The following is a 13027-nucleotide window of genomic DNA, read 5'->3' on the forward strand; positions in this document are numbered from 1 at the left end:
CAAAAAGGCCGTCCCCGGACGATCTAAAACTGCGTCGGAGAAAAGTGCAACGCCACAGAACCTAAAGCAGCAGCCTTTTCCCGACTCGCGCGATCAATCGATATCCCTCCATTATGGCAATTAAACCGAACGCGACGCCGCCGATCATATTTCCGGCAAGCACGCCCTCGGCTCCGTAGAGATGCCCCCCGAGCAAAACGAACGGCATCGTTCCGAGCGTCGCGCGGCCCCAGTTCAGCAATGTCGAGTAGTGGGCTCGGCCGAGCGTATTGAATACCGCGCTCGTGATAAAAAGCGTTCCGAGAAATACGAACAGAGGTGACAGCCAACGGCAGAAAAATACGATCAGGTCACGCGTCTCCGGTCCCGCCCGGAACAGACTTGCGAGCGGATGCGCGACGAGCGCCAGGATGAGCCACGCGAGCCCCGTGAACGCCGCCATCGTCAACAGCGACAGCGTGTAAACATCCCGCATCCGCGACGGCGATCGCGCCCCGAAGTTCTGCCCGAGGATCGGCCCAACCGTACCCGAAAGCGCGTAAATGGCGCCGAACGCCACCGGTGTAATGCGTCCGATGATAGCCCACGCCGCAACCGCCGCGTCGCCATACCTCGACATCGCAAGCGTGATGTAACCGTTGCCGACTGCCGGCGCGATGTTGGTCAGAACTGCCGGACCCGCGATGCGGCAATAGGGACCAGCATCTTGTTTAAGCGTTGCGATCTTCGGCCGGCCCATCAAGTCGTGCACGGCGATGACGCCATAGAGACCGACAGTCATCATCGCGGCGCGCCCAATGAGCGTCGAGAACACCGCGCCTTCGAGACCCATTCCGAAATGCACGATCAGAACGAGATCGAGGATCGTATTGACGATGGCGCCCGACAACGTCACGAACATCGCCCGCCGCGCGTCGCCGACTGAACGCAGCACCGCCGCCGCCGTCATGCCGAGTGAGAGAATGGGCAGCGTCGGCACCAGGATCAGAAGATAGAACCGCGCAAGTTCGAACGTTCGGCCAGTCGCCCCCAAAAGTTCGAGCAACGGCCGAATGGCGAGCCAGATCGCAACACTGGCGATGACCGAGAAAAGAAACGACAGCACGTGCGCATTCGCGGACAATCGGCGCGCGCGAACGCGTCGCCTCGCCCCAAGCGCGGGCGCGATCAGCGACGTCGCCGCAATGGACAAGCCGATGCCGATCGATGTTGCAAAGAAAAGAACTGAACTCGCATAACCGACCGCCGCGACGATCGCCTCGTCGCCAAGACGCGACAGAAAATAGATGTTCGCGAGGTCGCCGACGAAGATCGCCATCAGCCCGACGGCGCCCGCCGCTGTCATGGACAGGATGTGACCGAGCAACGAACCGGTGACAAACCGCGGACCTTCGCTTCGACGACGAATGGTCTCGACATCTGCCATAGGTGGCGGCCTCCCGCGGCGCGCCACAGCAGCGGCGGCCTTCTTATTATTTTATAATTTGCGACGCGCCTTGAACGCAGCAGCGAGCGTACCATCGTCGAGATAATCGAGCTCGCCGCCAATGGGCACGCCCTGCGCAAGACGCGATACCGTAACGTCCGCCGAGGCGAGTTGATCCGAGATGAAATGCGCCGTCGACTGGCCTTCGACGGTGGCGTTGAGCGCCAGCAAGATCTCTTTCACAGCGGGTGACTGCGCCCGGCCGACGAGACTCGCGATATTGAGCTTATCCGGCCCGACGCCATCGAGCGGCGACAGGTGTCCGCCGAGCACATGATATTGCGCCGACACGACGCCCGCGCGCTCCAGCGCCCAGAGATCGCCGACCTCTTCGACAACCACGATCAAACTCTGATCACGACGCGGATCAGCGCAGACGCTGCACGGAGAAACCGTATCGAGATTTCCGCACACCGGACATTCCGCGATCTTTGCGATCGCCAGCTGCAAAGCCTCCGACAGCGGCACGAGCAGCTCATTTCGCCGCTTGAGTAACGACAGCACAGCTTTGCGCGACGAACGCGGGCCAAGTCCCGGCAAGCGCGCCAAGAGCTGCACCAGACGCTCGATTTCGGGACCTGCCGTTTTGCGTGACATTCAATGCGATGCCGGAGAAGCCGATACTTTGAGGAAACCGCGCGGGTCTCCGAATTTTTAAAAAAGCTTCATGCCCGGTGGCAGCGGAAGCCCACCGGTGATCTCGGCCATTTTGGTCTGCATGACGTTATCGACCTTGGCGCGCGCGTCGGCAGCTGCAGCCACGATGAGATCCTCGAGAATTTCGACTTCGTCCGGCTTCATCAGGCTCGGATCGATCCGAACGCGTTTGACTTCACCCTTGCCGTCGACAGTCAGATGCACGAGGCCGCCGCCCGACTGGCCTTCGATTTCGGCCTTAGCGAGATCGTCCTGCATCTCTTTGAGGCGAGCCTGCATCTGGCCCACCTGCTTCATCATTCCCATTATGTCTTTCATATTCGTCCTCGCGGCAACATGCCGAAATATTGAAAATCGCGGCGAGCTTTAAACAGCTTCGCTCTCGCTGTCCGTATCTGTGTCACGTCCAGCGATTCGCCGCACCTCGGCGATCTTTGCATCTGGAAACGCTTCGAGCACGGCGCGCACGGCTGGATGAGCTTTGAGAGACTCGAGCTCGGCAGCTTCGCGTTGCCGCCGCACGACGCCGATAGGAGGAGAACCGGCTTCCTTCGACAGGAGAACGACCCAGCGCCGGTTCGTCCAGAGATTGAGCTTCTCGCGAAGGTCGTTCGCGAGTTCCGGAGGCGCCTCGGGATAAAGAAAAAGATCGATCGATCCCGCAACCGCATCGAATTTGACGAGGCTGACGTGATCTTCGAGATGGATCGTGAGCTTCACATCGCGCTTCGCGCTCGCTAGCGCGACAACTTCCGCAAACGAACGCGGATTGGCGACGGGAACAGCACTCGGAATTTCTCCGTCGTCTTCGTCGTCGCCGATTGGCTCACCGTCATCGAATCCAAAGTCATCCGCCGGTTCGTCATCGGTGAACTCGGCAACCGGCGCCCCTGCACGCGAATTGAGGGGCCCACGTTGATCAGCGGTCCCGCCATCGCCTGCGGGCAAAGCCGGACGCCGCGCCGGTACCGCGCCGCCACCCAGCGCGCGGATCAATTCATCCGGCGTCGGCAGATCGGATGTGTACGCGAGACGGATCAGCACCATCTCGGCCGCGACGCGCGGATTGGGTGCCCGCGACGTCTCCTCGAAACCCTTGATCAGCATCTGCCAGGCACGCGACAGGTACGGCATCGACAGCCGCCCGGCGAGATCCTTGAGCCGCGCCTTTTCTTCAGCCGTCAGTCCCTCGCCTGCAGGCTCTTCGCCAACCGCTTTGACGCGTGCGATGGCGTGCACCGCTTCGGCAAGATCGGACACGATCTCGGTCGCTTCCGCGCCGTCACGATGCAGCGACGCGAGGCTGGCAAGCGCGCCCGCGACATCGCCACGAAACAGACATTCGGCGAGATCGAATATGCGTGCACGGTCGGCCAGACCGAGCATGTCGCGCACCTTGGCGGCGGTAACATGCCCTTCGCCCATCGCAATCGCTTGATCGAGAATGGAGAGCCCGTCGCGAACCGACCCCTCGGCAGCGCGTGCAATCAGTTGCAAGGCATCGGCATCGGCGCTCGCACCTTCCGCGCCGACGATTTTCTGGAAGTGTTCGGCCAGAACCGGCTGCTCGACGCGCCGCAGATCGAAACGCTGGCAGCGTGACAGCACCGTCACCGGAACCTTGCGGATTTCCGTCGTCGCGAAGATGAAGCGGACATGCGCCGGCGGCTCTTCGAGCGTCTTCAGGAGCGCGTTGAACGCGCCCTTGGACAGCATGTGAACCTCGTCGATCAGGAAGACTTTGGTGCGCGCGACGAGCGGCGTGTATTGCGAGCTCTCGATGATCTCGCGGATGTTGTCGACACCGGTGTTCGACGCGGCGTCCATTTCGAGCACGTCCGGATGACGGCCCTCCATGATGTCCTTGCAGTGAACGCCGAGGCCCGGCATGTCGATCGTCGGCTTGTCGTAACCCGGCGCTTCGTAATTGAGTGCGCGCGCCAGAATTCGCGCTGTCGTCGTCTTGCCGACGCCCCGCACGCCGGTCAGCATGTAGCCTTGGGCGATCCGGCCCGACGCAAAGGCGTTCCGGAGCGTCGTCACCATGGCCGACTGGCCGATCAGATCATCAAACGTCGCCGGACGATACTTACGCGCAAGCACGACATAAGGCTTCGCGGCCTCTGGGCCGCCAGAAGCCTCGACGCCGTCCGACGCATTTGAATTTTTCTTTGCCATGATCCCTGGATCGAACCTTTCGCCCGAAGGGCGAGGGAGCAAGGCGACCCCTCGGATGGTCGCGCCCCCGCGGAGGGCCAATGGCCCGCGAGCGCTGAAAAGGAGGCTGGCGAACGACCCGACTTCTGATCGTTAGGGCTGCTTCCTTCCGGACCTGACCCGGTTGGCGACGAATTCGTCCGTCACCAACCTCCCAAGCCTATAATGGGCCGGACAGACGAAAAGTACAACCCTTTGCCCGACCGGCATTTCTCGAGGCGGCGAGCCAAGTTGTCTCGGAGTTTCAACCTGCTGAAGGCCGCGACGGACCAAAACCCGATGCCCTGGCCCACATTGCCGCAAACAGCCGCCGGACTCCAAACTTCTGCCATTGGACGGCGCGGCCCAGAAAATACTCGTAGGGGGAGACCGACCAGTGACGACGGCGTTTCCGGCCACTGATCGTCGAAGAAAAATCTTCGATCTGGCGCGACGGCGGAGGAACGACGCCATAACTTTCGAAGTGCATTCCACAACTGTAGTGCATATCGACATCGATAGGCCGGTACCGCCGCCGCGGATGTAGCAGTCTCAGAGCGCCGTTATAGCTCAGAATGTAGGCGCCGAGCCCCTTCGGAGCCCTGACGAATTTGACGAGATGACGCGATCCGATCGCCTCCACTTTTTCGTGGAGCCCCTTCCCGAGACGCGACCCACAGAGGCTTATCGCATCCCATCCGGCCGGACATGATTCGACGGCACGCCGGGCGACCTCGAAAAAATCCGCGCCGACTTCCACGTCGTCTTCCATGATCAAGGCGTAGGGCCGGCCGGAAGCGACGATTTTCTCAGCCGCGAGCAGATGGCTAGCATAGCAGCCGATTTCGCCGGGCGTCAGACTGGCGGGCGAAGAAAACTGCGGAGCCAGATGCGGCGGCACGGCCGCCCCGAGCACGGCCTCGATGCGCTGGAAGCGATGACCGAGCTGCCCCGTCATGAAGGCCAAGCGATCGGCGGAACGCTCAAGATTTATGAGGAAAACATCCATCGATCCGGTCCCCTGGCGGCTGCCAGGAGAACGGAGCGAATGGCGCTACCCCGAGCATCGGCGGGATCAAAGCATCCGCCAAAGGGCAACGAAATTAGGCCATACGGATGGGGACGCCGGTCCGACTATCGACAAAAACTAATGTGCACGGACCGACTTCGCTCGCCGCGCTTCAGCCAGGACGCTTGAGCGGCACAAGGCCGCTCGCGGCAAGTTCCCTCGCTTCCTTCCGGAAGGGACTCGCCGGATAGGTGCCGAAAATCTTTGTCTGCGTCGAGAAGAAGGAGAGTTCCTCGAGCGCCAGTTGAACGGGCCGGTCAACGGGGTGGCCTTCGATGTCGGCGATGAACATCGTCGCGTTGAAGGTGCCCTCTTCCTGATAGCTCTCGAGCTTCGTCATGTTGACGCCGTTCGTCGCAAAGCCGCCGAGCGCCTTGTAAAGCGCCGCGGGTACGTTGCGCACGCGGAAGAGGAACGTCGTCATAACGGGGCCGTTGCCGGGCTCCGCGTCGTCGGGCTCCTTCGCGAAGATGACGAAGCGCGTCGTGTTGTGCTCCTGATCTTCGATGTCGCTCTTCAGGATCTTCAAACCGTAGATCTCGGCGGCAAGACGCGAAGCGATCGCAGCCGTCGAGAGATCGTCGCCCTCGGCCACGAGCCGGGCCGAGCCAGCGGTGTCCGCCTCGGGAACCGGCTTCAGTCCAAGTTGCCGCAGCGTATTCCGGCATTGGCCGAGCGCCTGCGTGTGGCTCATGACACGCTTGATCGTCGACATGCTGGCTTCGGGCTTCGCCATCAACTGATGGCGAACGCGGAGAAAATGTTCGCCGACGATGTAGAGACCGGAATCCGGCATGAGGTGATGGATGTCGGCGACGCGCCCAGCGACCGAGTTCTCGACCGGGATCATCGCATACCGCGCTTCCCCGCTGCTGACCGCCGCCAGTGCATCCTCGAACGTCGGATACGCGATGCTCTCGAAAGACGGATAGGCCTCGCGCGCCGCGAGATGCGAATTCGCCCCCGGCTCACCTTGGTACGAAATTTTTGCGGCTCCGGCGTCGGAGCCCGTTTGCTTTGTCATAGCCGTTCGATTGTCCGGGATGAGATGCTAGGGCGCGATGAGGCGGCGCGCGCGCTCAAGGTCGGCAGGAGTATCGACACCGAGAGGAACGGTGTCAACGATAGCGACGTCGATGCGCATTTGCGCCTCAAGCGCCCGTAATTGTTCAAGTTTTTCGCGTTTCTCAAGTTCCGCCGGAGGCAGCGACACGAAGCGCTCGAGGCTGTCACGCCGGTAGGCGTAGATGCCGATATGATGAAAGAGCGGCCCCTCACCATGAGGCGCGGTCGCGCGCGTGAAATAAAGTGCCCGAAGCCGGTTCTCGCCGATTGGCGTCCCGACGACCTTCACAACGTTCGGATTGCCGCGCTCTTCGTCCTCGGAAATGACTGCGGCGAGCGTCGCGATATCCGTTTCGCCCGACGCGAGCGGCGCGACGCAATCAGTGACGAGCGCGGGATCGAGCGTCGGCAGATCACCTTGCAGATTGACGATGATGTCCGCCTTCCGTGCCGAATCGATTTTCGTCAGCGCCTCGTGAATGCGATCCGAGCCCGACGCATGATCGGCGCGCGTCATCACCGCTTCACCGCCCGCCGCCTTCACCGCTTGCAAAATCTCCGCGCTGTCGGTCGCGACGACGACACGCCCGGCGTTCGCTTCAGTCGCACGCTGCCAGACGTGAACGATCATCGGCCGTCCATGGATGTCCGCGAGGGGCTTACCGGGAAGCCGCGTCGCCTGCATCCGCGCCGGTATGAGGATGAGAGTTTCTTGGGACACTGCGGTTAAGTTCTTTTGTTCGGTGACAAATTGCCACGATATCGCTATCGACACTGGAAAAAGTCGACGCGCTGGCGGGACGGGCGAGCTTATATACCGCAAATCGTTCTCGTCACCTTGAATTGCGCGTCTCGGGGAAGACGTACAGGGAGCGAAAATATGGACAGTTTCGAATTCACGAAGATTGCGGGCGCCGTGTTGTCGGCACTCCTTTTGATTTTCGGGGTGAAGACAGCGATCGACATGAACGTCGGCCACACACCCGAAAAGCCGGGCTTTGTGCTGCCGGCCGCAGCCCCCGCCGAGACGGCGAAACCGGCCGAAGCAGCTGCTGCAACCGCGCCCGCCGCAGGCGGCGGTGAGGAAGTCGTCGCACTTCTGGCGAAGGCAAACCCCGAGAACGGCAAGGCCATTTTCACGAAATGCCAAGCCTGCCACGTGTCGGAAAAGGGTAAAGCACCGACGGTCGGGCCGAACCTCTGGGACGTCGTGAACCGACCCAAGGCGAGCTATCCGGGGTTCAGTTATTCCGACGCGATGAAGAAGAAGGGCGGCGATTGGTCTTTCGCGGAACTCGCGCATTTCCTTCACGGCCCCAAGACCTTCGTTCCCGGCACGAAAATGGTCTTCAGCGGGCTTCCTTCCTCCTCTGATGAAGCGGATGTAATCGCCTATTTGGCAACCCTTGCAGATACCCCCGTTCCACTGCCAAAATGACGGCGTTTTAACTCGCTAAGGGTGGAAAACTTTGCGACCCTGCCGGGGCTCTGGGCGGGGTCGTTTCATGTCCGGCGGGACGACTTTATCCCCGGTCGCCGCCCCCAGGTTAAACTGCTCTCGTGTGTGAGATTTGGAAGGACGAAGTCGAATATGCAGATGCGCCTGACGCCGTTCATTGTTGCCGCGCTGGCGTTCTTGAGTTTCTCACCGATCCCGACCCCGGCAAAGGCGGACGAAACCCAGTGCCACCACGCGCTGTCGCTCGTCGGCGAACCGAAATACGGACCGGACTTCAAAAATTTCGATTGGGTCAATCCCGACGCGCCGAAAGGCGGCACGATACGCCAATGGGCGGACGGCACGTTCGACACGCTGAACCCCTTCTCCGACAAGGGCGTCAAAGCCGCGGGACTGGGGCTGATCTACGATAGCCTGTTCACGCCGAGCCTCGACGAGCCGTCGACGCAGTACGCGCTCATCGCCGAGTGCGCATCCTATCCGGATGATTTTTCATCCGTAACGTTCAAGCTCCGCCCTGAAGCAAAATTCCAGGACGGTCAGCCGATAACGCCCGAGGACGTGATCTTCTCGTTCGATGCATTGAAGAAGGCCAATCCGTTTTACGCGTTCTACTACAAGAACGTCGAGAAAGCGGAAAAGACCGGCGACCACGAGGTAAAGTTCACGTTCGAGACCAAAGGCAATCGCGAGTTGCCTATGATCGTCGGCGAGCTGAACATCGTCCCCAAGCATTACTGGGAAGGCAAGGACGCCAGCGGCAATCAGCGCGACATCACCAAGACAACCGTCGAGCCGCCGCTCGGCAACGGCCCTTACAAAATCAAGTCCGTCGATACGAGCCGCAAGATCGTCTACGAGCGCGTGCCGGACTATTGGGCCAAAGATCTGCCCGTAATGCGCGGCCAGCAGAATTTCGATGCGCTCGAAATTACCTACTATCGCGACCGCACGCCTGCGTTCGAGGACTTCAAAACCGGCAGCATCGACTTCTGGTTCGAGAACCAGGCAGCCGCTTGGGCAACGCAGTACAATTTCGATGCGCTGAAAAAGGGCCTCGTGAAGAAAGAAGCGATCCCGGTGAAGCGGGTCGCGCCGATGCAGGCGTTCGTGTTCAACCTCCGCCGCAAGGAATTCCAAGATCCACGCGTGCGCCGGGCCTTCAACCTGCTCTTCAATTTCGAAGAAACCAACAAGAAGCTGTTCTTCAATCTCTATCAGCGCGTCGATAGCTACTTCGCAAACTCGGATCTCGCCGCGACAGGCCTGCCGCAGGGCCGCGAACTCGAAATCCTGAACGAGGTGAAGAACGAGGTGCCGCCGGAAGTGTTCACGACCGAGTGGAAGAACCCCGTCAACTCCGAGGAAGGCGATTACCGCAAGCATCAGCAGGAAGCGCTGAAGTTGTTGGAAGCCGCTGGCTGGAAAATCCGCTCCGAGACTGTCGACGATCCGTCGTGCGGCACCTGGTGCAAGATCAAGAAGCAGATCGGCATCTCATCGGGCTCGACGGCACGCGCGCTTCGCAACGATGCGGGCGAGCAGATGACGGTCGAATTCCTGATCAACGGCGATACGTTCGAGCGGATCATCCTGCCTTACGTGCAGGGGCTCGGAGCACTCGGCATCAAAGCGACCGTGCGCGCCGTCGACGACGCTCAGTACAAGCAGCGCGAGGACAACCGCGACTTCGATATCATCGTCGATACCTTCGCGCAGTCGAACTCGCCGGGCAACGAGCAGCGCGATTTCTGGGGCTCGGCCGCGGCCGATAAACCCGGCAGCCGCAATACGGCAGGCATCAAAAACCCCGCCGTCGACAAGATCGTCGATAAGATCGTCTTCGCCAAGGATCGCGCCGATCTCGTCGCCGCAACCCATGCGCTCGACCGCGTCCTGCTGTGGAACAACTACGTCGTGCCGCACTGGAATTATCCCTACGAGCGCATCGCCTATTGGGATAAGTTCGGCCGGCCGGCGAAGTTGCCGTCGCAGACCTCAGGCTTGACGCAGGTCTGGTGGTACGACGCCGACAAGGCAAAAGCACTCGAAGCAGCGAAGGGAAAATGACCCTCGTGCAAGGATCAGCGCCGTTTCGAAAGACGACGACCGCCAACAAGGTGACGCTTGTCACCGCGTTGGTGCTGTTGTTCTCCGCCGCTTTCGGAGAAATCGCGTCAGCGGAGCCGAGCCACGGTCTCTCCGTATTCGGCGAATTGAAATATCCGGCGGATTTCCAGCACTTCGATTACGTCAACGCGGACGCGCCCAAAGGCGGCCGCATGGTGACGATGGGCACCGGCGGCGCCAATACGTTCGACACGTTGAACCAGTTCATCCTGAAAGGTGACGCCGCGCAGGGCCTCGATTTCCTGTTCGACGCCCTGATGGTGCGCGCTCAGGATGAGCCCGACGCTGTCTATGGCCTCGTCGCCAAATCGGCCGATGTCGCACCCGACCATATGTCGGTGACGTTCAAACTGCGACCAGAAGCGAAATTCTCCGACGGCTCGAAGCTGACCGCCGAAGACGTCGCCTTCACCTTCGGTCTCTTGAAGGAAAAAGGTCACCCGGCCATCGCCATGACTTTGCACGATGTCGAGTCGGCCGAAGCGATCGATCCCGAAACGGTGCGCTACACGTTCAAAGGCACGTTGGTTCGCGATCTGCCGATCATCGTCGCGCAGCTCCCAATTCTTTCGAAGGCCTATTATACGACGCAGCCGTTCGACCAGACCTCGTTGAAGCCGCCGCTGGGATCAGGTCCCTACAAGATCAAGAGCTTCAATCCCGGCACCGATATCACCTACACGCGCCGCGAAGATTATTGGGCGAAAGATCTGCCCGTAAACAAGGGCCGCTATAACCTCGACGAGATCCGCTACGACTATTATCGCGATCGCAATATCGAGCTCGAAGCGCTGAAATCCGGCAACTTCGACCTCCGCGAGGAATTCTCAAGCATCAGCTGGGCGACGGGATACAACATCCCGGCCGTCACCGAAGGCCGCTTGGTGAAGGTGTCGCTGCCCGACGACCGCCCGTCTGGCGCGCAAGGCTATTTCCTCAACACGCGCCGCGACAAGTTCAAGGATCCGCGCGTCCGCCAAGCGCTCGATCTCGTGTTCGATTTCGAATGGTCGAACAAGAAACTATTCTATGGGCTCTACAAGCGCACGACGAGCTACTTCGAAAATTCCGACATGAAGGCGAATGGGAAACCGAGCCCCGAAGAGCTGGCGCTGCTTGAACCCTACAAAGACAAACTTGCGCCCGAAGTCTTCGGCGAACCCTACACGCCGCCCGTAACGGACGGCAGCGGCAACAATCGCGACAATTTGAAAAAGGCGCGCGACCTTCTGATCGCCGCCGGTTGGAAGCCCGGCTCCGACAGCTATCTGCACAACGACAAAGGCGAACGCCTAACGATCGAGTTTCTCGACTTCGAGGCTATGTTCGAGCGCATCACCGTTCCCTACACGGAAAATCTGCGAAAGATTGGCGTCGATGCCTCGTGGCGGCTCGTTGATCCGGCTCAATACGAACGGCGCGTGAAAGCCTTCGATTTCGATGTGGCAACCCAGCGCTACTCCTTGCGTCTCACGCCCGGCATCGAAATGCGCAGCTATTGGGGGACCGAAGCCGCCAAGACCGACGGATCGTTCAATCTCGCAGGCATATCCGACCCCGTCATCGATGCCCTCGTTGACAAAGTTGTCGCAGCGAAATCCCGAGCGGAGCTTGTCACAGCGACGCGCGCCATTGATCGCGTGCTCCGTGCAGGTCATTATTGGGTCCCGCACTGGTATAAGGCGTCGTACTCGGTCGCATATTGGAACAAGTATTCGCGGCCCGCAGTGCAGCCCAAATATGATGCGGGCATACTCGACACGTGGTGGTACGATCCGGCAAAGGCCGCAGCGCTGAGCTCCGGCAAGCCGACCGCACAATCTCAGGAACCGGCAAAGCCCTGATGGCTGCTTATCTTTTAAAACGATTGCTGCTGGTGATCCCGACACTCTTCGGGATCATGCTGTTCTCGTTCATCATCATTCAGTTCGCCCCCGGCGGACCCGTCGAGCGCATGATCGCTGAGTTGACGGGGCAATCGTCGTCGATCGTCAGCCGCATGGGCGGCGGTGGCGGCGACACGCTTGGCGGCGGCGCCATGAGCAACCAGCTCGGCGTCGGTGGCGGCGATTCCATCACGTCGAAATATCGCGGTGCCCAGGGCCTCGATCCGGCATTCATCAAAAGTCTCGAGAAGCAGTTCGGCTTTGATAAGCCCGCCTACGAACGCTTCTACATCATGATGAAGAACTTCCTGACGTTCGATTTCGGCAAGAGCTATTTCCGCGACGTCTCGGTGTTGGAACTCATCAAAGAGAAGCTTCCGGTTTCGATCTCGCTCGGCATCTGGATGACGCTGCTGACGTATCTGATCTCGATCCCGCTCGGCATTCGCAAGGCCGTGAAGGATGGCGAGCCCTTCGATACGTGGTCGAGCGCCATCCTTGTCGTCGGCTACGCGATCCCCGGCTTTCTGTTCGCCGTTCTGCTGCTCATTCTCTTCGCTGGTTCCTCGTTCTTCCAGTGGTTCCCGTCGCGAGGCTTGTTCTCCGACAACTGGGATCAGCTGTCGTGGTTCGGAAAAATCACCGACTATCTCTGGCACCTCGTGCTGCCGATGATCGCGATGGCGGTCGGCTCGTTCACCGCGATGACGTTCCTGACGAAGAACTCGTTCCTCGACGAGATCCGCAAGCAATACGTCGTGGCGGCGCGCGCCAAGGGTCTGACCGAGAACCAGGTGCTCTACGGACACGTCTTCCGCAACGCCATGCTGCTCGTCATCTCGGGCTTCCCGTCAGCCTTCATCAGCGCGTTCTTTTCAGGCGCGCTGCTGATCGAAACGATCTTCTCGCTTGACGGTCTCGGCCTTCTCTCGTTCGAAAGCATCGAAAAGCGCGACTATCCCGTAGTCTTCGCGTCGCTGTACATCTTCTCGCTCGTCGGCCTGTTCGTCGGCATCCTGTCGGACTTCGTCTACACCCTCGTCGATCCACGCATCGACTTCGAAACGCGTGAGGTGTGA

At 60.3% G+C, this 13027-nt stretch carries 11 protein-coding genes and 1 other RNA gene; 4 read left to right on the forward strand and 8 right to left on the reverse strand.

Going from position 1 to position 13027, the window contains the following annotated elements; all coding sequences use genetic code 11:
* Window positions 1-61: 61 nt before the first annotated feature.
* The 8 genes from G359_RS17555 to G359_RS17585 all read right to left on the reverse strand — a co-directional run bounded on the left by G359_RS17555 (window position 62) and on the right by G359_RS17585 (window position 7194).
* A complete protein-coding gene (locus G359_RS17555; RefSeq protein WP_045837165.1) occupies window positions 62-1426 on the reverse strand; it encodes an MATE family efflux transporter in 1365 nt (454 codons plus the stop codon).
* A gap of 51 nt (window positions 1427-1477) precedes the next feature.
* Window positions 1478-2083, reverse strand: coding sequence for a recombination mediator RecR (gene recR, locus G359_RS17560; RefSeq protein WP_045837166.1), 606 nt, complete (start codon window positions 2081-2083; stop codon window positions 1478-1480).
* Between the two features lie 57 nt (window positions 2084-2140).
* A complete protein-coding gene (locus G359_RS17565) occupies window positions 2141-2461 on the reverse strand; it encodes a YbaB/EbfC family nucleoid-associated protein (RefSeq protein WP_045837167.1) in 321 nt (106 codons plus the stop codon).
* 48 nt (window positions 2462-2509) lie between these two features.
* On the reverse strand, window positions 2510-4321 hold the full coding sequence (locus G359_RS17570; RefSeq protein ID WP_045837168.1) for a DNA polymerase III subunit gamma/tau: 1812 nt from the start codon (window positions 4319-4321) through the stop codon (window positions 2510-2512).
* A 98-nt stretch (window positions 4322-4419) separates the two neighbouring features.
* Window positions 4420-4515: signal recognition particle sRNA small type (ffs, locus tag G359_RS20210), an RNA gene on the reverse strand.
* A gap of 89 nt (window positions 4516-4604) precedes the next feature.
* Window positions 4605-5348 (reverse strand): glycosyltransferase family 25 protein, encoded by a 744-nt coding sequence (locus tag G359_RS17575; RefSeq protein WP_052699443.1) that lies wholly within the window; start codon window positions 5346-5348, stop codon window positions 4605-4607.
* Between the two features lie 172 nt (window positions 5349-5520).
* The gene (locus G359_RS17580) at window positions 5521-6432 is read right to left on the reverse strand and encodes a prephenate dehydratase (protein ID WP_045837169.1); all 912 of its coding nucleotides are present in this window, start codon (window positions 6430-6432) and stop codon (window positions 5521-5523) included.
* Between the two features lie 27 nt (window positions 6433-6459).
* Window positions 6460-7194 carry a 3-deoxy-manno-octulosonate cytidylyltransferase gene (locus G359_RS17585; protein WP_082072997.1) on the reverse strand — a complete coding sequence of 245 codons (735 nt, stop codon included), beginning with the start codon at window positions 7192-7194 and terminating at the stop codon, window positions 6460-6462.
* 159 nt (window positions 7195-7353) lie between these two features.
* Between G359_RS17585 and G359_RS17590 the strand changes: the two genes are divergently transcribed.
* From G359_RS17590 to G359_RS17605, 4 genes are all read left to right on the forward strand, one after another.
* The gene (locus G359_RS17590) at window positions 7354-7911 is read left to right on the forward strand and encodes a c-type cytochrome (protein WP_045837171.1); all 558 of its coding nucleotides are present in this window, start codon (window positions 7354-7356) and stop codon (window positions 7909-7911) included.
* Window positions 7912-8064: 153 nt separating this feature from the next.
* Complete coding sequence (locus G359_RS17595; RefSeq protein WP_082072998.1) at window positions 8065-10002, forward strand: extracellular solute-binding protein; 1938 nt, start codon at window positions 8065-8067, stop codon at window positions 10000-10002.
* The gene (locus G359_RS17600) at window positions 9999-11906 is read left to right on the forward strand and encodes an extracellular solute-binding protein (RefSeq protein ID WP_052699444.1); all 1908 of its coding nucleotides are present in this window, start codon (window positions 9999-10001) and stop codon (window positions 11904-11906) included. The genes G359_RS17595 and G359_RS17600 overlap by 4 nt, the downstream gene beginning before the upstream one ends.
* Window positions 11906-13027, forward strand: coding sequence for a microcin C ABC transporter permease YejB (locus tag G359_RS17605; protein ID WP_045837172.1), 1122 nt, complete (start codon window positions 11906-11908; stop codon window positions 13025-13027). Before G359_RS17600 ends, G359_RS17605 begins: the two co-directional genes overlap by 1 nt.

Source organism: Hyphomicrobium sp. 99 (assembly GCF_000384335.2).
Classification (GTDB): Bacteria; Pseudomonadota; Alphaproteobacteria; order Rhizobiales; family Hyphomicrobiaceae; genus Hyphomicrobium_B.